General features: G+C 64.9%; 21 protein-coding genes. 7 read left to right on the top strand and 14 right to left on the bottom strand.

What is annotated here, in order from left to right:
- Positions 1–13: 13 nt before the first annotated feature.
- Positions 14–1,624: a phytoene desaturase family protein gene (locus SO180_RS13395; RefSeq protein WP_449379294.1), complete on the bottom strand. Its 1,611-nt coding sequence runs from the start codon at positions 1,622–1,624 to the stop codon at positions 14–16.
- 164 nt (positions 1,625–1,788) lie between these two features.
- Between SO180_RS13395 and SO180_RS13390 the strand changes: the two genes are divergently transcribed.
- On the top strand, positions 1,789–4,080 hold the full coding sequence (locus SO180_RS13390) for a fused MFS/spermidine synthase (protein WP_449379293.1): 2,292 nt from the start codon (positions 1,789–1,791) through the stop codon (positions 4,078–4,080).
- Between the two features lie 38 nt (positions 4,081–4,118).
- Here SO180_RS13390 and SO180_RS13385 read toward each other — a convergent pair whose 3' ends face one another.
- The gene (locus SO180_RS13385) at positions 4,119–5,054 is read right to left on the bottom strand and encodes a glycerophosphodiester phosphodiesterase (protein WP_449379292.1); all 936 of its coding nucleotides are present in this window, start codon (positions 5,052–5,054) and stop codon (positions 4,119–4,121) included.
- Between the two features lie 283 nt (positions 5,055–5,337).
- Between SO180_RS13385 and SO180_RS13380 the strand changes: the two genes are divergently transcribed.
- Positions 5,338–8,544 carry a CHAT domain-containing tetratricopeptide repeat protein gene (locus tag SO180_RS13380; protein WP_449379291.1) on the top strand — a complete coding sequence of 1,069 codons (3,207 nt, stop codon included), beginning with the start codon at positions 5,338–5,340 and terminating at the stop codon, positions 8,542–8,544.
- Between the two features lie 29 nt (positions 8,545–8,573).
- Here the strand turns inward: SO180_RS13380 and SO180_RS13375 are convergent, their stop codons facing one another.
- A complete protein-coding gene (locus tag SO180_RS13375; protein WP_449379290.1) occupies positions 8,574–9,356 on the bottom strand; it encodes a L,D-transpeptidase in 783 nt (260 codons plus the stop codon).
- A 294-nt stretch (positions 9,357–9,650) separates the two neighbouring features.
- On the opposite strand from SO180_RS13375, the gene SO180_RS13370 reads away from it, so the two are divergent.
- A complete protein-coding gene (locus tag SO180_RS13370; protein ID WP_449379289.1) occupies positions 9,651–9,968 on the top strand; it encodes a hypothetical protein in 318 nt (105 codons plus the stop codon).
- Between the two features lie 112 nt (positions 9,969–10,080).
- On the opposite strand, the gene SO180_RS13365 is transcribed toward SO180_RS13370, so the two are convergent.
- Both SO180_RS13365 and SO180_RS13360 read right to left on the bottom strand, forming a co-directional pair.
- Positions 10,081–10,842: an ABC transporter permease gene (locus SO180_RS13365; protein WP_449379288.1), complete on the bottom strand. Its 762-nt coding sequence runs from the start codon at positions 10,840–10,842 to the stop codon at positions 10,081–10,083.
- Positions 10,839–11,762, bottom strand: coding sequence for an ABC transporter ATP-binding protein (locus SO180_RS13360; protein ID WP_449379287.1), 924 nt, complete (start codon positions 11,760–11,762; stop codon positions 10,839–10,841). The genes SO180_RS13365 and SO180_RS13360 overlap by 4 nt, the downstream gene beginning before the upstream one ends.
- Before the next feature lie 275 nt (positions 11,763–12,037).
- Here SO180_RS13360 and SO180_RS13355 point away from each other — a divergent pair, with 275 nt between their 5' ends.
- Positions 12,038–12,763 (top strand): hypothetical protein, encoded by a 726-nt coding sequence (locus SO180_RS13355; RefSeq protein WP_449379286.1) that lies wholly within the window; start codon positions 12,038–12,040, stop codon positions 12,761–12,763.
- Positions 12,764–12,801: 38 nt separating this feature from the next.
- On the opposite strand, the gene SO180_RS13350 is transcribed toward SO180_RS13355, so the two are convergent.
- The gene (locus SO180_RS13350) at positions 12,802–13,929 is read right to left on the bottom strand and encodes a threonine synthase (RefSeq protein ID WP_449379285.1); all 1,128 of its coding nucleotides are present in this window, start codon (positions 13,927–13,929) and stop codon (positions 12,802–12,804) included.
- 190 nt (positions 13,930–14,119) lie between these two features.
- On the opposite strand from SO180_RS13350, the gene SO180_RS13345 reads away from it, so the two are divergent.
- Positions 14,120–14,599 (top strand): DUF3016 domain-containing protein, encoded by a 480-nt coding sequence (locus tag SO180_RS13345; RefSeq protein ID WP_449379284.1) that lies wholly within the window; start codon positions 14,120–14,122, stop codon positions 14,597–14,599.
- 134 nt (positions 14,600–14,733) lie between these two features.
- The gene (locus tag SO180_RS13340) at positions 14,734–15,684 is read left to right on the top strand and encodes a LysM peptidoglycan-binding domain-containing protein (RefSeq protein ID WP_449379283.1); all 951 of its coding nucleotides are present in this window, start codon (positions 14,734–14,736) and stop codon (positions 15,682–15,684) included.
- A 65-nt stretch (positions 15,685–15,749) separates the two neighbouring features.
- Here SO180_RS13340 and SO180_RS13335 read toward each other — a convergent pair whose 3' ends face one another.
- From SO180_RS13335 to SO180_RS13305, 7 genes are all read right to left on the bottom strand, one after another.
- Complete coding sequence (locus tag SO180_RS13335) at positions 15,750–16,013, bottom strand: hypothetical protein (protein WP_449379282.1); 264 nt, start codon at positions 16,011–16,013, stop codon at positions 15,750–15,752.
- A gap of 96 nt (positions 16,014–16,109) precedes the next feature.
- Entirely contained in the window at positions 16,110–16,736 is a 627-nt protein-coding gene (locus SO180_RS13330) for a methyltransferase family protein (RefSeq protein WP_449379281.1), read from the bottom strand.
- 30 nt (positions 16,737–16,766) lie between these two features.
- Entirely contained in the window at positions 16,767–17,798 is a 1,032-nt protein-coding gene (locus SO180_RS13325) for an NAD-dependent epimerase/dehydratase family protein (RefSeq protein WP_449379280.1), read from the bottom strand.
- A 33-nt stretch (positions 17,799–17,831) separates the two neighbouring features.
- Positions 17,832–18,350: an Mpo1 family 2-hydroxy fatty acid dioxygenase gene (locus SO180_RS13320; protein WP_449379279.1), complete on the bottom strand. Its 519-nt coding sequence runs from the start codon at positions 18,348–18,350 to the stop codon at positions 17,832–17,834.
- Between the two features lie 168 nt (positions 18,351–18,518).
- Positions 18,519–19,187 carry an OmpA family protein gene (locus SO180_RS13315; protein ID WP_449379278.1) on the bottom strand — a complete coding sequence of 223 codons (669 nt, stop codon included), beginning with the start codon at positions 19,185–19,187 and terminating at the stop codon, positions 18,519–18,521.
- Complete coding sequence (locus SO180_RS13310; protein ID WP_449379277.1) at positions 19,187–19,603, bottom strand: hypothetical protein; 417 nt, start codon at positions 19,601–19,603, stop codon at positions 19,187–19,189. Before SO180_RS13310 ends, SO180_RS13315 begins: the two co-directional genes overlap by 1 nt.
- Before the next feature lie 91 nt (positions 19,604–19,694).
- A complete protein-coding gene (locus tag SO180_RS13305) occupies positions 19,695–22,280 on the bottom strand; it encodes an ATP-dependent helicase (protein WP_449379276.1) in 2,586 nt (861 codons plus the stop codon).
- A gap of 254 nt (positions 22,281–22,534) precedes the next feature.
- Between SO180_RS13305 and SO180_RS13300 the strand changes: the two genes are divergently transcribed.
- Positions 22,535–22,708 carry a DUF1328 domain-containing protein gene (locus SO180_RS13300; RefSeq protein ID WP_449379275.1) on the top strand — a complete coding sequence of 58 codons (174 nt, stop codon included), beginning with the start codon at positions 22,535–22,537 and terminating at the stop codon, positions 22,706–22,708.
- Between the two features lie 130 nt (positions 22,709–22,838).
- Here the strand turns inward: SO180_RS13300 and SO180_RS13295 are convergent, their stop codons facing one another.
- Positions 22,839–23,345, bottom strand: a complete 507-nt coding sequence (locus SO180_RS13295) for a thioesterase family protein (protein ID WP_449379274.1) — start codon at positions 23,343–23,345, stop codon at positions 22,839–22,841.
- Positions 23,346–23,402 lie beyond the last annotated feature (57 nt).

Genomic DNA, 23,402 nt, shown 5'->3' with positions numbered 1-23,402 from the left:
GCTATCCACACGCTTATCCACGGCCTGCGAACAGAGAGCGGTGATCCCTCAAGATCGTCCGCGCCGCATTGTGGCCGGGCGCGCCCGTGACGCCGCCGCCGGGGTGCGCGCCGGAGCCGCAATGGTAGAGGCCCCTCAGCGGCCCGCGGTAGTCGGCGTGTCCCAGCATCGGGCGGGCCGAGAAGAGCTGGTTGAGTGTCAGTGCGCCGTGGAAGATGTCGCCGCCGAGCAGGCCGAATTGCCGCTCGAGATCGAGCGGGGAGAGGATCTGGCGGCCAAGCACGCTCGCGGCAAAGCCCGGTGCGTATTTGTCCACCGTCGCGATCATGAGGTCGGCGACCTCCTCGCGATGGTCGTCCCACGATTGGCCCTCAGGCAGCTCCGGCGCGACGTGCTGGCAGAATAGGCTGGCGACGTGCTTGCCTGCCGGTGCGAGCGTGTCATCGAGCGTCGAGGGGATCAGCATCTCGACGACAGGTGAGCTGCTCCAGCCCTGCTCGCGCGCATCCAGATAGGCGCGGTCCATATAGGCGAGACTCGGCGCGATGATGATCCCGGAGGTCAGATGATCGCCGTCGCCAGGGAGCGCCGTAAAGGACGGCAGGCGATCCAGCGCGACGTTCATGCGGAAGGTGCCAGAGCTGTTCTTCCAGTGCCGGATGCGGGCGAGGAAGTCGGCAGGGACGGCGTCCGCTGCGACGAGGCGCGTATAGAGTAGCTTTGGGTTGACGTTGGAGGCAACGTATTTCGCGCGGATGCTCTGGCCGCTCTCCAGCACGACGCCCACAGCACGATCACGCTCGACGATCACCTCGCGCACGCCGGCGTCGGTTTGAATCGCAACGCCCTGGTCGCGCGCGGCGCGCGCCATCGCCTGCGTGATTGCGCCCATGCCACCGATGGCGTGGCCCCAGACGCCCTTCTTGCCGTTCACCTCGCCGAAGGCGTGATGCAGCATCACGTAGGCCGAGCCAGCCGCATATGGGCTGGCGTAGTTGCCGACGATGGCGTCGAATCCGAACAGCGCCTTGACGAGATCGTGCTCGAAACGATCGTCCAGCATCTCGCCGGCCGACCGCGTGAACAGGTCGAGCAGGCTGCGGCTCTGCTCCAGGCTCAAGCGGCGCAGGATGTTGGCGCTTTGCAGAGCGTTGATGCTCTCGCGGATGCTACCCGTGCCAAAGCCCTCCACGAGGTTCGGAGGCGCGCGCAGCACGAACTGGCGCAGCACGTCGGCGATGGCCTCGAGCTCGCGCGAAAAGCCGTCGAGCGCCTCGGCATCATGCGCGCTGAGCCGGGCCACGGAGTCTTTCGTTCGCCCTTCACCGGTGACGAGATAGCTGCCATCGGCTGCGGGTAGAAAATTCTGCGCACGCCGCTCAACGATACGCAAGCCGTGCTCGGCGAGCTTGAGATCGCTGATGACCTGCGGATTGAGCAGGCTCACCGTATAGGCGGCGACCGAATTCCTGAAATCGGGGTGGAACTCCTCGGTCACCGCGGCGCCCCCGACAACCTTGCGCCGCTCGACCACCGTCACCCGCAGCCCCGCCATCGCGAGATAGGCCGCGCAGGTGAGGCCGTTATGGCCCGCGCCGATGATGACGACGTCGGTTTCGGTCATGAAAGCTTCAACATTCTCGACTGCCGCCGCAGAGGCGGTCCCGGAAATGACGCCTGTATATCAGGCATTCGCTGTCGCGACAGTCCCACCCTTTATTGCCCGTTCATGCGCCTTGTGCTCCATTGCGCGCGCCCGGCGCCCGCCGGGGTTTTGCCGGAGCTTTCATGGATTCGATCGTGCCTCCCACCGTCACCGAGCAGCCGTCCGCCTCGCGCAACCGGCTGGTGCTGACGGTCTACACCGCCGCGATCTTCGTCAGCGCGCTGCTGCTGTTCTCGGTGCAGCCGCTGTTCACGAAAATGGTGCTGCCGCGGCTCGGCGGCTCGCCGGCGGTGTGGTCGGTGGCGATGGTGTTCTTCCAGTCGCTACTGCTCGCCGGCTATGCCTATGCGCATTTCCTGATGCAGATCAGGAACCGCGTGATTCCCGTCGTCATCCATCTCGTGCTGCTGGTAGTGGCCTTGCTGACGCTGCCGCTCGGGATTGCGCATTCGTTCGGCGAGCCTCCGACCTCGGGCTATGCGTTCTGGCTGCTCGGCCTGTTTGCAGTGTCGATCGGCCTGCCGTTCTTCGCGCTCGCCGCCAACAATCCGCTGTTGCAGGCGTGGTTCGTCCGCACTGGCCACCCCGATGGTCCCGATCCCTATTTCCTTTACTCCGCCTCCAATATCGGCAGCTTCCTCGCGCTGTTGTCCTATCCGGTGCTGCTGGAGCCGGTGTTCACGCTGCGCACACAGAATTGGCTCTGGACCGTCGGCTATGGGTTATTGATCCTGTTGATCGCGGCCTGTGGCGTGCTGCTGTTGCGCTCGCCGGCGCCGGCGGTGGCTGAGGCGCGAACCGAGGACACGAGCTCGCCGGCCCCGAGCTGGCTCGTTCGCACACGGTGGATCTTCCTTGCTGCGGTGCCTTCCGGCCTCCTGATCGCGGTAACCGCGCATATCTCGACTGACGTCGCCGCCGCACCGCTTCTCTGGGTGGTGCCTTTGTCGCTCTACCTCTTGACCTGGGTGCTGGTGTTCCAGTCGCGGCCGCTGTTGCCGCACAGATGGATGCTGAGGCTCCAGCCGCTCGCGATTGCCGGCACCGTGATCCTGCTGGCTTTCGGCGGCGAGCAGAATCTGCTGCTGACGCTGGGCGGCCACCAGCTCTGCTTCTTCGTCATCGCTATGGCCTGCCATGGCGAATTGGCGCGCACGCGACCGGCCGCAAAATATCTCACCGGCTTCTATGTCGCGCTGTCATTCGGCGGCATGGTCGGCGGCCTGTTCGCCGGCCTCGTCGCGCCTTTCACTTTCTCCTGGATCGCGGAATATCCGATCCTGATCGCGCTCGCCGCGCTATGCCGGCCATCGGCAGGCGAGCGGCTTGCTTCCATCATGAAGTGGTACTGGCTCGTGCTCGCCGCGCTCGCCATCGCACTGGTGGCGCCGTCCTATTCAACCGGCCAAATCCCAGAGCAGGTCACGACCTGGTTCGAGGATCACCGCGTCTGGATCGCCGGCGCCGTCGGCCTGCTCGCAGCGCTTCTGGCGCTCGCGCTCAATGCCAACCGCTGGAAGATCTTTGCAACGATCGTGCTCGCACTGGCGCTGACCCGCGTCTACCCGGCGGATGAAGGCCGCGTCGAGACGGTGCGCAGCTTCTTCGGCGTGCACAAGATCGTGGTGACGCCCGGCGGTTATTTCCACGTGCTGATGCACGGCACCACGATCCACGGCGCCGAGCGTTTCCGCAACAATGACGGCACGCCGGTCGAGGGGCGGCCCGAGCCGATCACCTACTATCACAGGGATGGCGGCATCGGTCAGGCCATCGCTGCCATGCGCGAGCGCAAGGGCGCACCGCTAAAGGTGGCCGCGATCGGCGTCGGCTCCGGCACGCTCGCCTGCGCCGCCGAACCCGGCGAAAGCTGGAAGTTCTTCGAGATCGACCAGACCATGGTCGATACCGCGAGCGATCCCAAATATTTCCGCTACATCTCGAGCTGTGCGCCGGGCCTGAAGCCGGTGATCGGCGATGCGCGTCTGACCTTCGCCAAGGAGCCTGACGGCATCTATGACCTCATCATCGTCGATGCCTACTCCTCGGACGCGATCCCGATCCATCTTGCGACCGAAGAAGCGATGAAGATCTACAAGGACAAGCTCGCCCCGCACGGCGCAGTCGTGATGCACATCTCCAACCGCCATCTCGACCTCGAGCCGGTCGTGGTCGGCATTGCCGATGCCAACGATCTCAAGAGCTGGGTCTACAACGAGGATTCCGGGCGTGATGCGGACTACATCTTCGCGACCGACGTCGTCGTCTCCGCGCGCGAGGAAGCCGATGTCGGAAAGCTCGCCTCCTCCAAGCAATGGGAGGAGACCGAGGCCGACGACAAGGTGCGGGTCTGGACCGACGACTACTCCAACATCATCGGCGCGCTGTACCGGCGTCTGCGGGACGGGGAGTAGCTGAAAGTTCGTAGCCCGGCGCCCGCGCGAGGGGAGACCTACGGACTGACCGGCGTGCCTGCGGGCTGCGCGATGCCTTTTTCGCCGGCGACCTGCCGCAACAGGTCGGGGCGATCGGAGATGATGCCGTCGACGCCGATCTCGATCATCCGCGCCATGTCGTCCGCCTTGTTGACGGTCCAGACGACGACGCGCAGGCCGAGCTCGTGAGCTTCCGTGACCAGAGCCGCGGTCACGTCGCCGAAATAGGGTGACCAGACCGCGCCGCCGGCCGCCTTGATCGTGCGTGGCAGAGAGCCGCCATGATCGGCCGGATTGAAGCCCGCCGTCCACTCGGTGGCTCTGTCGAGGGCGTTGGTCGGCGCCGAGCCGCGCTGCAGCGTCAGATAGACGGTCGGAATTTTCGGTGCCTGCTGCTGGACCAGAAGCAGCGTCCGCCAGTCGAAGGACTGAATCATGACGCGGCCCGAAAACCCCGCGGCGTCGATGAGGCCGAGAAGATGCGTGACAAAGGCTCGCGGATCCGGCGACTCGTCCGGATGGTTCGGATCGATCTTGGTCTCGATGTTGAAGCGCACGCGCGTATTGCCGGATTTTTCGACTAGCGCGAACACCTCCTTCAGCGTCGGAATCCGCGTCCCCTGCACCGCGCGCTGCTCGGGAAACTGCTTGGCGTAGGCACTGTCAGGGCGGATCTGACCGACGTCATACGTCCTGACCTCGTCGAGCCGCAGTTTTACGAACGGCGTCCCCGGAGCACCGACATAGGCGCCTGCGGCGTCGCGCGCGAGATCCGGATTGAGGCCGCGCTCATGCGACACGACGACCTCGCCGTCCGCGGTGACGCCGACGTCGAGCTCCAGCGTGTCGACGCCCATCGACAGCGCGTTGGCGAAGGCGGGCAGGGTGTTTTCCGGCAGCAGCGCGCGCCCGCCGCGATGCGCTTCGAGATCGAAGGTTGAATCGAAGGCCATGGCCCGTCCAGCGATGAGAACACAAAAGGCCGTTAGGATCGTCAGGGCAGGGGATGGCATCGGGGCACGCAGGGCAAGAGGGAAGCAGGAGGTTTGAACCGGTTTTCGACGGCTTTGGCCAGTCTACAGGCATTTGCGCCCGTTGGCTTCGCCCGAGTGCTGAAGATCGGAGACCGTGGCTTTCAGGCCGCGGCCCGGCGTCCTCGCATGCTGTCGACAGCGGCGGCTGCGGCCTTTACTCTTGAGGCCATTGTCATTTGAAGCGTGTGACGGGGGCCTCCATATGCGCCGCGCTCGCGTCTTCGCCGCCCTCATGCTGGCGGTCTCGTTATTCGGCGAGCCCGCTTTCGCCCAGCGCGGCAATGATTTTGATTCGCTCCAGGCGCAGATGGCGGCAAGCATCCAGGCGGGCCGCATGGCCGAGGCCCTGGCGGCCGCCGAGAAGCTCGAGGTGCTGGTTCGCCGGCGGCAGGGCACCGACAACATGAACTATGCCGGGGTGCTGCACAATGAAGGCCTGTGCCTGCACAATCTCGGACGCTACGGCGAGGCCGTCGACAAGCTCAACGCGGCGCTCGCGATCAAGCTGCGCAACACCGACGTTGCCTCGACGCTGCGTACCTCGAACATCCTGGTCACCTCCCTCGGCATGCTCGACCGACGCACCGAGGCGACGGCGATCGCCGAGCGTGCGCTGGCGCTCGGCACATCTTCCTTCGGCGCCAATGACGTCAGGCTTGCAAGCACCCTTGCCGCTCTCGGCGGGCTTGCGCGCGACAAGGAGAATTTTGGTGAGGCCGCGCGCTATTTCGAAACCGCGCTGGCGAGCTGGCAAAACACCCCGAATGCACCGCCGCACGAAATTGCCACAGCGATGGACGATCTCGGCGACGTGTACGGCCTGCTCGGACGCTTCGACGACGGCGAGCGTCTCCTGAAGCAGGCGCTCGACACACTCGACAAGGCCTATGGCCGCGATGCTGAAGCTGCTCCCAACCACGAGAAGACGCTGAACGATCTCGGCAACCTCTATCAGGCCGTCGGCCGCTTTGCCGATGCCGAGGCGATCTTCCGGCGCGCACTCGCGGTCGGCCGCGCGCGGCGTAGCGAGGATCATCCGCTCGTTACGGGGGCGACTGGCAATCTGGCAATCGTTCTGGAGCGGCAGTCGCGCTTTGCCGAAGCGGAAAAACTCTATCAGCAGATGCTTCAGGCCTATGAAAAGCAATACGGCCCCAACCACCCGATCACGGCGATTGCGCTCGTCAACCTCGCCAACAACTATGTCGACCAGCGAAAGGTCGAGGCGGCCGTGGGCCTGCAGGAGCGCGCGCTTGCGATCGACGAGAAGGCGTTCGGCGCCGACAGCGCCGATGTCGGGCGCATCCTCACCAACCTCGCCAACAGCTATCGCAGCCTCGGCCGAGCCGAACAGGCGATCCCGCTCTACCAGCGCTCGCTGCTGCTGATGGAGCGGAAGTTCGGCCAGGGCGCCGCCCAGACCGCCGTCGCGGCGAACTCGCTCGGTCAGGCCTTGGTGGAGGCTGGACGAGCCGACGAGGCCAGGCAATATCTCGGCCGCGCGCTCGAGATCGACGAGCGCCTGCTGGGCAATGCCCATCCGCAGCTCATCGGCGATCTTCGCAGCATCGCGGTGCTCGATCTCAGGACCGGTCAGCTCGCCGATGCACGGGAAAAACTTCGCCGTGCGCTCGCCATCGCACAGGAGAGGCTCGGCGCGAACCATCAGGACACCATTGCCACGATGGTCAATCTCGCCGACGTCGACGCGCGCGAAGGCAAATGGACCGATGCGCTCGCGATGCTGCGGCGGGCATCGGCGGCGTTGAACGCGCTGCGCAATACGCAGTTCACCCGTTTCACCGAGATTGACCCGGCGTTGATCGAAGCGATCTGGCGCGTTTCGGACGGCAGGCCTGACGATACGGCAAGGGACGAGGCGTTTGGCGCCGCGCAGCGGGCCCATGATACCAAGGCGGGCGCGGCGCTGTCGCAGATGGCGGTGCGGTTCGGCGCCGGCAGTGACGCAATCGCGGTGCTGGTGCGGCGGCAGCAGGACCTGAAAGTCATGCTCGACACGCTCGACAAGCGCGTCACGACCGAGCTCGGCCAGCCCGACGGTAAGCGCAACGACGTGCTGATCAGCAGCCTTCGCGCTGAGATCGCGCGAACGCAAAAATCCTACGACGAGGCCTCGACCCTGCTCGACAAGGGCTTTCCCGCCTACGCCGAACTGTCGGATCCCGAGCCGCTGCCGATCGCGCAGGCGCAGGCTCTACTGAAGCCCGATGAGGCGCAGGTCGCCTTTCTCGTCCTGGACGACAAGACCTACGTGTTCGCCGTGACACGTGAGACGAGCGCGCTGCGCCAGATCGCGCTCGGCAGCAAGGCGATCAGCGACCGCGTCGCGCATCTGCGGCTCGGACTTGCCAATTCCGAGGCGACGCAGACATCGTTCGATCTCGATGCCGCCTTTGAGCTCTACGCCGCGCTGCTTGGTCCGGTCATGGCGGACATCTCCGGCAAGCCGAAACTGCTGGTGGTTCCCGCGGGCGCGCTGACCAGCCTGCCGTTCCACGTGCTGGTGACGAAGAAACCCGATCCAGCGCTCGGCAAGGATGATCGCTACCGGCAGGCGGCCTGGCTGCTCAATGAGCGCGTGATCACCGTGCTGCCCTCGGTGGCGAGCCTGCGCGCGCTACGCAGCTTTGCGAAGGATTCGCGTGCGTCGAGACCGTTCGTCGGGTTCGGCGATCCTGTGTTCCAGCGCGCGAGCGGCGACAAGCGCGCGAGCGCCGGGCGCAATGTGCAGCCTTACCAGAGCTACTATGATGGCACGAGCGTCGATCTGGAGCGGCTGCGCACGGGCTTGCCGGCGCTCCCGGAAACCGCGGGCGAATTGCAGGCGGTGGCGCGCGCGCTCGGCGCCTCGCCGCAGGACGACGTCAAGCTCGGTCCGGCCGCGACCGTCACCAATGTCAGCACGCTGCCGCTCGATCAGTATCGCGTCGTCGATTTCGCGACGCATGGTCTCGTGGCCGGCGAGGTCAACGGTCTCGCCGAGCCCGCCCTGGTGCTGACCTTGCCGGACAAGCCGACGCGCGAGGACGACGGCCTGCTCACCGCCAGCCGGATCGCAAGGCTCAAGCTCGATGCCGACTGGGCGGTGCTGTCGGCGTGCAACACGGCGGCCGGCGACAGGCCCGGTGCCGAGGGCCTGTCGGGCCTTGCGCGCGCATTCTTCTACGCCGGTGCCCGCGCGCTGCTGGTGTCGCACTGGCCGGTCGATTCCGAGGCGGCCGTGCGGCTGACCACCGGCGCGTTCTCCGAACTCGCCTCACATCCCGGCATCGGCCGCGCCGAGGCACTGCGCCGCTCCATGCGGGCGCTGATCGCCGACCGCGCCTCGCCGCGCAATGCCGATCCCGCCGTCTGGGCGCCGTTCGTGCTGGTCGGCGAAGGTGGTTAGCGCGTCCAGATAGCCGGTCGCTTCAGCCGTCAGTTCTGATAGTTGTAGTAGGTGCGCGGCTGATAGTACTGGCGGGGCTGCTGCTGATAATAGCCCTGCTGGCCGTAGCTCGGATCGTAAGTCTGGTACTGCCGCTGCGGCTGATAGACCTGCGCATCATAGACCTGGCGCGAGCTGCGCGGTGCTGGATAGCGGGCGCCGGTGTCGCTGCCGTCGGCCGGGTAGATATAGCCGTCGTCCTGCGGCACCACGCGGCGTCCCGGCTGCGCCTGCGGCGTCAGGTCGACGGGTTCGCCGGCTGCAGTGTATTGGTCACCGTACGGCTGCGCGGCGCGCGCCACCGCGCTGGTGCCGCGGCTGCGCGGATTGCGCATCAAGGCGACCTGGGCCGAGCCGGTCAGAGTCACTGTGGTGTTGAGCACGCCCTGCTCCTGCACCAGCGCATAGAGCGTCGAGGCATTCTCGCGCGACAACCGCACACAGCCATGGGACGCTGGCGTGCCGAGCCGGCCGACCGAGTCGGTGCCGTGGATCGCATGCCCGATCTTGGTGAAGAAGATCGAGTGCGGCATCGGCGCGTCGTCGAATTCCTTGGAGTAGTGATCCTCTTCCATGCGGAAGGCGCGGAAGCTGCCGCTCGGCGTCTCGCGGGAAGGGATGCCGGTCGAGACCGGCCAGTGATAACGCGCGACGCCGTCGACCGCGACGGTCATCCGCTGATTGTCCTTGTCGATGGTGATGTCGACCTTGGCCTGCGCGGTGCCCGCGCTGAAAAGCATCAATGAGACGATTGCAACAAATAAGGTACGCATTTTACTCCTGGCCTCCGGCCCGTTCGCGCAAGCGCCGCGGCTCTCCGTCCCCCGGCGTGTACTATGCCCGCAATCAGGTTTCGGTTCCAGTGGCCCGACTTGCCCATCGTTAACTTGGCGCCGGGCGTAAGCAAGGCTGCTTCATCACGAATCCGCGCGTGCGGCGTGACATTTTCGCGAGCGCGGCGCATCGCCAATTCGCCGTCACGGATGCGCAACCATTTGGCCGCAGCGGCGTTTCAAACCGCCTGCCGTCACCGGTCAAGTCGCCGGTCCATCCACTGGGATATTGAGATGAACAAAGCTCGCTCAACCGCGGCCGCGTTGCCGGCTGGTTTGCCTTTACGCCCCCTGTTTGCCGCATGCCTGCTGCTTGCGCTCCTGCCGGAGCCGGGACATACCCAGGGCATCGTGCGCGGCGCCCAGGAAGGTGCCTATGAAGGCAACCGCGTCGCCGGGCCTGTCGGCGGCGTGGTCGGAGGCGCTGTCGGGGCTGGTGTCGGCGGCGCCGTGGGCGCGGTCGAGGGCGTGTTCGGCATTCCCCATCACGGCTGGCGCCATCGCTGCCGCGGTTATTATGACGGCTACCACCACTTCCATTGCTACAGGTGACGGCTCAGATCGTCATTCCGGGGCGCGCGCAGAGCGCGCGAGCCCGGAATCTAGAGGTTGTGGCCCGAGATTCCGGGTTCATGCTTCGCACGCCCCGGAATGACGGCAGACGTCAATTCTTCAGCCGATAGCCGGTGCGGAAGATCCAGCCGATCATGACCAGGCAGGCCACCAAGAAGGCCGTGGTCATGCCAATGCTCAAGGCCACGCTGACATCGGCGATCTCGAAGAAACTCCAGCGGAAGCCGGAGATCAGATAGACCACCGGGTTGAGCAGCGCGACCGTGCGCCAGCCCGACGGCAGCATGTTCACGGAGTAGAAGCTGCCGCCGAGGAAGGTCAGCGGCGTCACCACCAGCATCGGGATCATCTGGAGCTTCTCGAAGCCGTCGGCCCAGATGCCGATGATGAAGCCGAACAGGCTGAAGGTCACCGCGGTCAGCACAAGGAAGGTCAGCATCCAGATCGGATGGTGGATATGCAGCGGCACGAAAAGCCCGGCGGTGGCGAGAATGATCAGGCCGAGAATGATCGACTTGGTCGCGGCCGCTCCGACATAGCCGAGCACGATCTCGAAATAGGAGATCGGCGCGGAGAGGATTTCGTAGATCGTGCCGACGAATTTCGGGAAGTAGATGCCGAAGGAGGCGTTGGCGATGCTCTGGGTCAAGACCGACAGCATCACGAGGCCCGGCACGATGAACGTGCCGTAGCTCACGCCCTCGACATGGTCGATGCGCGATCCGATCGCGGCACCGAACACCACGAAATACAGCGAGGTCGAGACCACCGGCGAGACGATGCTTTGCACCAGCGTGCGCCAGGTGCGCGCCATTTCGAACAGGTAGATGGCACGAACGGCGTGCAGATTCATGACGTCCTCACGAGGTCGACGAAGATATCCTCGAGCGACGATTGCGTCGTGTCGAGGTCAGCGAACCGGATGCCGGCGCTGCGGAGGTCGCCGAGCAGGCTGGTGATGCCGGTGCGCTCGCCCTTGGTGTCGTAGTCGTAGACCAGCGTCGCGCCGCCTTCGCGAAGCTCAAGGGCGTAGGGCGCCAGACTCACCGGCAGCGCATCGATTTTCTGCGCAAGATGCAGCGTCAGCCGCTTCTTGCCGAGCTTCTGCATCAAGGTCGCCTTGTCCTCGACCAGCACGATCTCGCCCTTGTTGATGACGCCGATGCGGTCGGCCATCTCCTCGGCTTCCTCGATGTAGTGGGTGGTGAGAATGATGGTGACGCCGGATTGCTGAAGGGTGCGCACCACCTCCCACATGCCCTTGCGCAGCTCGACGTCGACGCCGGCGGTGGGCTCGTCCAGGAACAGGATCTGCGGCTCGTGCGACAGCGCCTTGGCGATCATCACGCGACGCTTCATGCCGCCGGAGAGCGTGATGATCTTGTTGTCCTTCTTGTCCCAGAGCGAGAGGTCCTTCAGCACCTTCTCGATGTGGGCGGGGTTCTTCGGCTTGCCGAACAGGCCCCGGGAAAAGCTCACCGTTGCCCACACGCTCTCGAATGCGTCGGTGTGCAGCTCCTGCGGCACCAGGCCGATCAGCGAGCGCGCCTTGCGCCAGGAGCTGACGATGTCCTCGCCGCCGACCATGACCTTGCCTTCGGTCGGATTGGCGATGCCGCAGATGATCGAAATCAGCGTGGTCTTGCCGGCGCCGTTGGGGCCAAGCAGCGCAAAGATCTCGCCCCGCTTGATGTCGAGGTTGACGTTTTTCAGCGCCTTGAAGCCGGACCCATAGGTCTTCGACAGGTTGGCGACGGAGATGATGGAGGACATGATGGCCGAAAGGACTGGGGAGGGGACGCTGGAACCCGCCCCTGGAGGGCAGGTCAGCGGAGCCCTGAAATAGGAACGCCTTTCCCCGGCTGCAATTCCCTGGAGAAAAATGGTCTCAAAACAGCCTCTTCAGTGACGGGTTCCGGGCAACTGTTGCGCAACAGTCACGGGCCGCGGATAAGATTGTTGCTCACGCGGCTCTTTGTTGCGTCTGCGAGCAGGCCATGGCTACGATTCCGGCCAATTGCGAAAGCGTGTTCCCAGGGAAAAGATCGATGAGACCGAACGGCCGTTACGCAGCCGGCGCAAGCCACTTGTCAGCACTCAAGACATGGGCGCTCTGCCTGTGCCTGGTGACGGCACTCGCCATCAGCCCGCGGCCCGCCACGGCTGCTCCGACGGCGCCGAACCCGGCGGCGACGACGCATGTCTATCTGTTGCGCGGCGTGCTCAACATCTTCTCGCTCGGGCTCGACACCATCGGCTCGCGGCTCGAGGCACAGGGCATCCCGGTGACGGTTGCGAACTTCGTCTCGTGGTCCTCGCTCGCGGATGAGGCCGCCGCCGCCTACAAGGCTGGGCGGCTGAAGACCATCATTCTGGTCGGGCATTCCTCGGGTGCGACCGCGCTGCCCGACATGATCGCCAAGCTCAATCGTCTCGGCGTGCCCGTGAAGCTCGCGATCGGCCTCGACTCCGTGTTCAAGACCAAGCTCTCGACCGGCGCCGAGCGCTACATCAATCTCTATATCGGCGACGGCCCCGGCGAGCCGGTGCGCGCGGCGGATGGCTTCCGCGGCAAGCTCGACAATGTCGACGTGCGTGGCTCCGGCGCCGGTCACATCACGATCGACAAGAACGAGTTGATCCAGCGCCGCGTGATCGCCGAGATCGATGCCGCGGTGATGCGCTCGCGTGCACCCGCGGCCCCGCAGGCCGAGCCGCGTGCGCCGAAGCCGGTCGCGCGTTCGGCCGCGGCTGCCGCGCCGGCTCGGAACTAGGCGAGTCCCGCGGGGCGTCTCGCCCCGCCGCGTCGGCGCTAGCCGAGGATCTCGGTGATCAGCGACGCCGCCTTGATTCCCGTTCCCGTGATGACGACGACGGTGCGCTCAATGGGGCGAATGGCGCCACGCCGGGCAAGCTCGTCGAGCGCGGCGGCGGCGCTTGCCGATGTCGGCTCGGGAAACAGGCCTGTGACCGCGAGCTTCTTCAGCCCCGCGACGATGCCTTCTTCGGGGACGGCCACCGTGCCCCCGCCGGTTTCCCTCAATGCCGCCACCATCTGCCGCAGGCGTAGCGGGCTCTTGATCGCGGTGCCCTCGGCGATGGTCTTGTGGACCTCGCGCGAGACCTGCGTATCGACGCCTGCCGTGAAGCTCGCATCGAGCGGCGAGCAGTTCAGGGGCTGCGAGGCGAACAGCTTTGGCATCCGCGCGATCTGCCCCGCCGCGAGCAGTTCCTTGAAGCCGAGATAGCAGCCGAGCAGGCTGCTGCCGGCACCGACGGGAACGACGACGTTGTCGGGGGCCGAATAGCCGAAATCCTCCCACATCTCGTAAGCGAGCGATTTCGTGCCTTCGAGGAAGAAGGGCTGCCAGTTGTGGCTCGAATAGAAGATGTGGCTGGATTGGCGGATCGCTTCCGCCTCCGACTCCTCGCGCGGCCCTTCCACGAGCTGGATGTCCGCTCCATAAGCGCGCACCTGCGCGATCTTCATCGGCGAGGTGGACGCGGGTGCCAGGATCTTGATCTTCATTCCGCTGGCGGCGCCATAGGCGGCGACCGATGCGCCGCCATTGCCCGAGCTGTCCTCGAGCACTGCGTTGATGCCGAGCTGGCGGATGAAAGACAGCATCACCGTGGTGCCGCGATCCTTGAAGCTGGCCGTCGGATTGAACCATTCGAGCTTGAAGTAGGGCCTCAACGCGCCCCACTCCTTCTGCACGAGGGGCGTGCAGCCTTCGCCCATGGAGATCGGGCTCGCGATATCGACCGGCAGCGCCGCGCGATACCGCCACAGCGAGCGCACGCTGCGATCGACCTCGTCGCGCGAGATGCCGCGCAGCGGCGTCACCATCAGCGGCTTGCGGTCGTCGGAGCACCAGCGCGGCTGGTCCAGCGGATAGAGCGTGCCGCTGAGCGGTTCGATGTAGGCTGGCGTCGTCATGAGCGATCTCGGATATGAGCGATCTCGGATATGAACGTCAGGGCCGATCACGCCGCCAGATGATCAGGCGAGAGCACGTGCCGGCCCGATTGAACGATTCTAAGTGCCGAAACGGACTATCGATGTCAATTCTGGCGTTCCCGAGTTCGTGGGAAGCTCGACTGAACGCATTCGGAAAAGCAAGGCTCACATGATCAGGGGGTTGGTTGCCGCCGCCGTGCTGATGGCTGCGTTGGTCTGTCCGTCGTCCGGCATTGCCGCCGTCAAGGTCCGCCTCATCAATCCTGAGCGGTACACCGACGCGGATGCTTACGGTGGCGGATCGCGCGAGGCCACGCTGGCCGAGTTTCGCGCCTATCTCGAAAGCCAGGGCAGGCGGCTTCTCGCTCCGGGGCAGAATCTGAGCATCGATGTTCTGGATGTCGATCTTGCCGGCCAGGACGAGCCAAGGGGGCGTGGCTCGGACGTGCGAGTGATGCGCGACGTCACGCCGCCGCGCATCAAGCTGCGCTACACGCTGAGTGGCGGAGGCCGGCGCACGACGAGCGGCGAGGACGATCTGAGCGACATGAACTATCTCATGAACCCCTCCGGCCGCCTGGGTGGCCGCTACGGCTACGAGAAGGCGCTTCTGGACGACTGGTTCAGACGCATCGCCGGTTCTCGATAAGCGAGCGGTAGGCGGGCGCATTGGCGTTGGCGTGCAATTGAGCAGGCTATGTGCCCCAAATTCTGCCAAATCGGTGGTCAGTAAGGCCGGAACAGGGAAGGCGCCCGCCTTCCCGCGGTGGGGTTGCAGGACGCATGGTTGTTTTGAGGCGATTGGTCCTGCTGGCGGCCGGCGTGCTCCTCGGCTTGTCGACCGCCGTGGCGGTCGCTTCGCCGGCAAAGCCGAAGAAGGCTGTCGCGATCGTGGCGCCGTCACTGCCGCAACCGCCGCCGCTGCCCGCTGAGGCCGAGCCTGGGCCGTCGCCGCGCGTCTATCTCTTCCGCGGTGCGCTGGGGCCGATCTTCTCGACCGGCATGGACCGCCTCGCCGAGCGGTTGACGGAAGCCGGCTTCAAGGCCGACGTCTACGAATTCACGATCTGCCGGCTGGTCGCCCAGCGCGCGATCTCCGCCTACCGCGAACAGCCTGCGCCGATCGTGCTGATGGGGCATTCCATGGGCGGGCTGTGCTCGATCATCTTCGCCGAGATGCTTGCCGAGGAGAAGATTCCGGTCAGCCTCGTGATCACCATCGATCCCGCGCACGCGACTGGAAACGTGCCGCTCAACGTCGAGCGCTTCATCAACATCTATCTGTCCGACAGCGTGCTCGGCGGCGGCGACGTGGTCGCCGAGCCCGGCTATCGCGGCCATTATGCGAGCTTCGATTTGAAGCAGAACAAGCGCGTCACCCACATCAACATCGAGAAGTCTGAAGACATCCATCGCCAGATCGTCGACATGGTCGCGCAATTGCCGCGCGTGCCGGCGCAGGCGCAGGGCGACCCCGTGCCGCTGCGCTATCTCGTTCCTGGCGACACGCTGGTGGAATTGTGGGACTCGGGCGTGAAGCTACCGATGCGTGCCGGCGACACGCTCGATCGCATCGCCACGCAATATCACGTGCCGGTCTGGTCGCTCGCGCAGGCCAATGGGTTGTCCGAAAGCGCGCCCCTTGCTGCCGCTCAGGATGTCATCATCCCGCGTCATCTGTTGCCGGCCATGCCGGCGCAGGCCGCCGCCACGCCGCCCAAGTCGGTGCGTTGAAGTCGCTACGCTGACGCTCGCGAAAAGGCTGCAAGAAGAAGGGCCCGGTTCGCGGGCCCTTTTTGTCAGTCGTTGTCGTGATGGATGACGGTCTTCTCGCGACTGCCGTCCTCATTCTGCTTCTTGATGACGGTCGTCCTGTCCTCACGCGGCTCGCGCTGCTTGATGATGGTGGTGCGATCGCGATCGCGATCTCGATATTCGTGGGATTCACCAACCGTCACGCCACCGCCGACCGGGCCGGCGCGAACGCCGACGCCCACCTCGTCCGCGAGCGCGGGAACCGCCATTGCGCCGATCATGGCTGCTGCAAAGAGATATTTCCTCATTCCCATTCTCCATTTGCCGAATGAAGGGGGAATGTCCGGATGCGACAATTCGTTCCGTCGGAACCGGATGTCGGGCGGCAGGCCCGCGCGCAGATGTTACCGCGGCGACAGGAACGGAATGATCATCGGGACGCGGCGGCAATAGGCGCCGTAGGCATCTTCGCCGAGCTCCTTCGACAGGAAGACTTCTTCCATCCGGCCCTTCTGCCACATGCCGAGCGAGATCAGGATGGCGCCGAGGATCGCCGTCACGGTGCCGACCGCGATGCCGGTCGCGAGCATGCCGGCGATCAGGCCGGTGTAGATCGGATGACGCACGATGCCATACGGGCCTGTGTCGATGACGCGGTGGTCTTCCTTGTGGGTAATGGTGTTCGACCAGAACTTGCCGAGATGAAGACGTCCCCACCAGGTGAAGGAGATGCCGGCGAGCACAACGAGCGCCGCGATGTAGACGCCGGTCTCGCCGAACACCCACAGCGGCTTCTCGTTCAGCACTCCCGCAGTCCACGGTGTGAACAGGATGCCGCCGATCAGGATCGGCAGGCGATAGCGTTGCGAGTCCAGCGTCATCACCTGCTTCTTGGTGCGGCCCTGCCAGAACGAGGCTCCAACCCAGCTCGCAAGCCAGGCGAGCCAGATCAGCGCCAGGAGTTTGGTCGGCCAGGTCGTGGTCCAGCCACCCCAGGCGAAAGAGAGAAGTTTGCTGAAATCAAAGGACATACGGAAAGGTTCTTGCTTTTGGGCTTGGGCTCAGCTCGCGCGCGAGCTGAGCGCGTGACGCTCGATGCCGGACGGCGTTTGCAGGCCGCCGCGTGCGAGCAGATGGGTGATGGTTTCGCGCAGCAACGGCTCGATCGGGCGCGGCGCGTAGCCGAGCTCGGTACGCGCCTTGTCGATCGAAAGGTCGCTGGCGGCAAGCGCGATGCGCACGCCCTCGCCCGTGCCGTTGGGCGGCCGGTGCGTGACGTGGTCGGAGATGTATTCGAGCATCATCGCCGAAAGCTCGGCGAGCCTGCCGGGCACTGCGATGGGATAATGCTTGCGGCCGCTGATCACTGACATCATGCGCAGGATCTGTCCGAGCCGGACGCAGTCGCCGCCGAGAATATAACGGTGCCCGATGCGGCCGCGCTCCATCGCGAGCACGAGGCCCGTGGCGACATCGCGCACATCGACCAGGTTGACGAGGAAGTTGATGTGCGGCTGCACCTTCTTTTGCAGGAAGTACCACAGCATCGCGGTGGGCGGCGTGAGATTGTGATCGACCGGCCCGATCGGCATGGTCGGCGTGCCGATGACGAGCGGGAAGCCCGCCGCCGCGGCCTTTGCCGCGCAATGTTCGGCAAGCGACTTCGACCGCGTATAGGCGCCCGGCATCGCGTCGGCCGGCTGCAGCGCCTCCTCGGCCGGGACGCCGCGGAGCTGCGAATAGGGGAACAGGATCGATTCCGTCGAGCAGTGCAGGAAGCGCGACACGCCGCGCAGTTGCGCCGCCGTCAACACGACCTCGGTGCCGCGGCAATTGACCTCGTGGAAATCCTGCTTGTTGGCGACCCACATGCCGGGCAGGCCGGCGAGGTGATAGACCTGATCGACGCCCGCGAGCGCGCGATCCACCGCGTCGCCGTCGAGCACCGAGCCCGCGACGTAGTCGACGTCAGCACACGGCGCGGCCGGCGGCCGCACATCGAGAACGCGCACCCGCTGCCCTCTGGCGCGGAGCGCTTCTACAAGATGATGTCCGATGAAACCGCTGCCACCGGTAACCAGTACGAGAGCCATGAAGAAGGTTTGCTGCTGTTCCGCTCTGGAATCTTATCGGGTTGAAAGGGAATTGGTCGGAACAGGCGCGAGAATCGCGGCAAGGTCACGACGAAAACCCAACGCAATGAAAAATTTCGCCATTACAAACATCGGTCCAAGCAAAAGATGAGACGGAAAGGTGAACAACGAGGCCTCGCGCCCCTCAAAAACCTTATGGCCGATCGCCTGCGCGGCGAAGCCGAGCGCGACCAGCGTGGCGAAAATCGCCCACATCGCGACGGTGCTGACTTGCGCCGCAATGGTCGTCGCGATTGAAAACAGCACGATCGACACGGCCAGAATGCCGGTCCCGAGCGCCACATCCAGCAGCAGCCAATAGATGAGGACCGGCAACGCCAGAATCAGCGCAAGACTGAACTCGAATCCGAACAGCGGGACGTTCACCAGCGTCAGTGGCATTACAGCGCCCGTGAACAGCAAAAGGATACCGATGACATGCATCGCCGTGTTCCGCGGATCGCGATGGTACTCGACATAAACGGCAAGTTGGCGTTGAAAAAAGCCACCCATCTTGGTCTCACTGAGGATGCTGGTCGGAGGAAGCGACAAGCCTATAGCATCTGCTCGTCCCCCGCACAAACCGGCGCATTTGTCGCGCAGAGCAGGTATTCGAGGCGGCGTACGCGCAAAAAACAGTCAGGGGCTCAAAGGGTTCCGAGCGCTGCCAGATGCGATCAATTAGCGTTTTTTTGCCGGCTTCTTGGCCGGTGCCGCAGGTTTGGGCGCGGCTGGCTGGCTGGCCTGCTCCTCGGGGAGCTTGGCAAGCGTCAGGATCTGCAACTGCCCGTTCGCTGCCGAGGTCGGACGCGCACGGTCGAGGAATTGCTCCTCGCCAAGGCCGATCGACTGGATGCGCTTGGCAGAAATCTTGAACGTGTTGACGAGCACATCGCGGATCGCATCCGCGCGGCGCTGGCTCAGGATCGCATTGGCTTCCCGTGTCTTCGAATTGGATTCGACGTGGCCGACGATCAGGAAGGTGTAGGGCAGCAGCGAGGCGTGAACCAGCGCATCCGCGGTGCGGCCGACCGTCTGGTAGGACGAGGGCTGGATGATCGGCGTGTCGTCGTCGAACTGGATCGGCGTATTGAAGGCCGGCAGGCTCGCAAGGTCAGGCGCGATCAGCGGGCGATTCACCGGACCCGGATCATTCTTGATCCGCGTCTTGGCCCGCTCCATCACCTGCTGCTTCAGCGCCGCGAGGTCGAGATCGGGTGCCTGCTCAAAATGGTTGAGCTTGGCGACGATGTCGTCCCGTGTCGGCGGCGCCGTCTGTGCGCCCACAGGTCCTGCCGCGAGCGCCAGAGCGAGGCCGATCGATTGCAGGCTGAGTCGAGCCGGGCGCATCAGCGATACCCCGCGTCGTCCACCGCCTTCAGGCAGTTGTTGCTGATGCCCTTGGGCGTCGAGATCAGGCAGGGGATCGACTTGCTGGTCTCCTTGGTCGAGCCGCCGCACACCTTGACGATCTCGCGCTGGCAGGCGTTCGCCGCGGTCACGCGCGCGGCGACACGCTTCTGGATCGCGTCGAAGGCCGCGAGGTAAGCGGTCTGGCACTGCGGTGACAGCACGTCGCGGTTACGCGACAAGCATTCCTTCAGTCGCGTCGAATCAGGGTTCACGCCGCGGCAATTGGCCACGATCTCCGCACCGCAGCTCTTGGCCAGCATGCCGATCGCATCGCCAAAGCTCATCGTCTCGGCTGCCGCAAGCGACGGCATGCCAAATGCAAGGACGGCGAGTGTGATGAAGCCCCGGGCCATGGCCGCATCTGATACGGGGAAGTTCGCCAGGGTCAAGGGGCGCGGAGCAAGGAAAGCTGGCGGCGTAACGCCGCCGCAACAGGGCGCGGTCTCATGCCCGCTGCACAAAACTGTCCACGACCTTCTTCTCGCCGGCCTTGTCGAAGGCGATGGTGAGCTTGTTGCCGTCGATCTTGGCGACGCGGCCGTAGCCGAATTTCTGGTGGAAGACGCGGTCGCCAATCGAGAATTCCGACGTCGTGCCGGTCGATTTTGCCACCAGCTCGCCCTCGATCGTCATCGGGCCGCGCCGGCGCGATGAAAAACTGCCGCCGAAATCGGGCGCGGAGGAAAACGGCGAGGGCTCTTCCTCGAGGCCGCCGCGTCCGCCGCCGTTGCGGCCGCCCTGGCCACGATTGCGATTCGCCTGGGCGCGCTGCCAGCCCGGCGTCGAATAGCTGGAGCCGAAGGCTTCCATGTCATCGAAGCGCGAGGCGCCGTAGCCGCCGGTGCCGCCCCAGGCCGAGCCGCCCTTGGATTCCGTGATCTCGACATTGGCCGCCGGCAATTCGTCGAGGAAGCGCGAGGGAATCGTGGTCGACCAGGTGCCATGGATCCGGCGGTTGGTCGCGAAATAAAGCTTTGCGCGACGCCGGGCGCGGGTCAGGCCGACATGGCCGAGCCGGCGCTCTTCCTCGAGACCGGCGCGGCCCTGTTCGTCCAGGGTACGCTGGCTCGGGAACAGGCCTTCCTCCCAGCCCGGCAGGAACACGTTGTCGAACTCGAGCCCCTTGGCCGAATGCAGCGTCATGAGCGATACCGCATCTTCCTCAGCGCCGCCGTCGCGATCCATCACCAGCGAGATGTGCTCGAGGAACCCTTGCAGGTTCTCAAACTCTTCCATCGAGCGCACCAGCTCCTTGAGGTTTTCGAGCCGGCCCGCGGCATCCGCGGAGCGGTCCTTCTGCCACATCTCGGTATAGCCGCTCTCGTCGAGCACGATCTGCGCGAGATCAGTATGCGTGGTCACCTCGCGCTGGGCGCGCCAGCGGTCGAATTGCGTGACGAGATCGCGCAAGGAGCCACGCGCCTTCGGCTTCAATTCGTCGGTCTCGACCACGGCGCGCGCCGCCTCGAACAACGGAATGCGGCGCTTGCGGGCATGATCGTGCAGCATCTGCACCGTGGCATCGCCAAGCCCGCGCTTGGGCGTGTTGACGATGCGCTCGAAGGCGAGATCGTCCGCCGGCGAGTTGATGACGCGCAGGTAGGCCAGCGCGTCGCGGATTTCGGCGCGCTCATAGAAGCGCGGGCCGCCGATCACGCGGTAGGGCAGGCCGAGCGTGACGAAACGATCTTCGAACTCGCGCATCTGGTAGGACGCGCGGACCAGGATCGCGATCTCGTTGAGCTTCTCGCCCTGGCGCTGGAGCTGCTCGATCTCCTCGCCGATGCCGCGGGCTTCCTCTTCCGAATCCCAGGCGCCGGTGACCGTGACCTTCTCGCCGTCCTCGTCCTCGGTGCGCAGCGTCTTGCCGAGCCGGCCTTCGTTGTGCGCGATCAGATGCGAGGCGGCGGCGAGGATGTGGCCGGTCGAGCGGTAATTGCGTTCGAGCCGGATGACCTTGGCGCCGGGAAAATCGTGCTCGAAGCGCAGGATGTTGTCGACCTCCGCGCCGCGCCAGCCATAGATCGACTGGTCGTCGTCGCCGACGCAGCAGATGTTTTTGACGTGAGTCGCAGGAGTAACCGTCGTTCCGGGGCGATGCGCAGCATCGAACCCGGAATCTCGATCCGTGGACTCATCAGGAGATTCCCCGACGTGCATTTGCATGTCGTGGTTCGCGTCTTCGACGCGCCCCGGAATGACGGCCCTGGTTGCTGAAGGCGCCGGCGACAACAATCGCAGCCACAGATACTGCGCGACGTTGGTGTCCTGATATTCGTCGACCAGGATGTACTTGAAGCGCTGCTGGTACTGCCGCAGGATATCCGGGTGCTCGCGGAAGATGCGGATGTTCTCCAGCAGCAGATCGCCGAAATCGGCGGCGTTCAAGATCTTCAGCCGCTCCTGGTAGCTCGCATAGAGCTTGCCGCCCTTGCCGTTGGCGAACATCGCGGCTTCGCCCGATGGCACCTGCGCCGGGCTAAGCCCGCGGTTCTTCCAGCCGTCGATCAGGCCGGCCAGCATGCGCGCGGGCCAGCGCTTGTCGTCGATGTTCTCGGCTTGCAGGAGCTGCTTCAACAGCCGGACCTGATCGTCGACATCGAGCACGGTGAAATTCGACTTGAGCTGTGCGAGCTCGGCGTGCGTCCGCAGGATCCGGCCGCCGATCGAGTGGAAGGTGCCGAGCCACGGCATGCCCTCGACCGCCTGTCCCAGCATCTGGCCGAGCCGGTGCTTCATCTCGCGCGCGGCCTTGTTGGTGAAGGTCACCGACAGGATCTCGCCGGGGCGCGCGCGGCCCTGGCTCAGGATATGGGCGATGCGCGTGGTGAGCACGCGCGTCTTGCCGGTGCCGGCGCCGGCGAGCACCAGCACGGGGCCGTCCAGCGTCTCCACCGCGTCGCGCTGCTCGGGATTGAGGCCGGCCAGATATTTCGGGCCCACCGAGGCACGGGCGCGCGCGGCAATGCCGCCGGCCGCGGGCTGGTGGTCGGGAACGCTGTGAGAGGTGATTTTGCTCGGCTCGGTCATGCGAATCAGTGGCCCCACGATGGCACCGCGGGGTGGCGGAAGGGAGCCTTCATAACAGGGATTAGCCCCTATATGGGGCGGCGGCGAGGGGTTTTCCACGTACGCAGAGGGCCGATTTGTTCCAGTCCGCTCAGCGAATTTCCGCCCCTGTCAGCCCGGAACCTTCGTTTCGAGGTCGAGATTGTCTTTGCAAACGAGGCGTGGCGCGAGGCCGTGCCGATCGGAAGACAAACATCGAGACGGAGGTTTTGACCATGCTTGGCTGGGTTGTGACGTTTCTGGTTATCGCACTGATCGCCGGTATCCTGGGCTTCGGCGGCATCGCCGGCGCTTCGATCGAAATCGCCAAGGTCATCTTCTTCATTGCGGTCGTGCTGTTCCTGGTCTCGGCCGTGGTCGGATTGGCCCGCGGCCGCACCAGGGTCTAGCGTGACAAGCCCCTCATGGTGAGGAGCGCGAAGCGCGTCTCGAACCATGAGGCCCGACTGTTGACCTGCATCCTTCGAGACGCCCGCTTCGCGGGCTCCTCAGGATGAGGAGTTACAGCATTCTAAGGCACTACCGCTTCGAGGGCATCGCGACGTTTCTCCCGATGCCCTCAGGCCGCGTTACTGCGCTGTGGTCCTTGACCACGGAGGCGATGTTTTCGCGAATGTCGGCCGGGAAGGGCGCCACTTTTCGCGAGGTCATGTCCATGTGCAGTGACATGTTTTCGGAAGTCGCCGACAGCCAGCCCTCGGTCGCGTGACGAAGCTCCTCGAAGGTGTGCAGCCGCTTGTCGTCGGCTTCGAGCAGCCACACCGAGATCTGCACGGGATCGCCGAGATGGATCTCGCGCAGATAGCGCACATGGCACTCGGCGGTGAAGGTCGAGCCGTGACGTTCCTTCATATAGGTCGGCCCGATCCCGAGCTTCAGCCAGAGCTGGTCGATCGCCCTGTCGAACATCACGTTGTAATAGGCCATGTTGAGATGGCCGTTATAGTCGATCCATTTCGGCTCGATCTGCATGATCGAGGAACGGAACGGCTCGGCGTTCGGCTCGTGGGCGGCTGCCTCGGTCATCTTTCCTTCCTGCCAATTTCTTCCCGACATGCGTCCGGTCGCTTGACTTGACCGGTC

The organism is Bradyrhizobium sp. UFLA05-112, assembly GCF_053572325.1.
The sequence above is the reverse complement of the archived record's forward strand: the minus strand, read 5'-3'. Positions and strand labels throughout refer to the sequence as shown.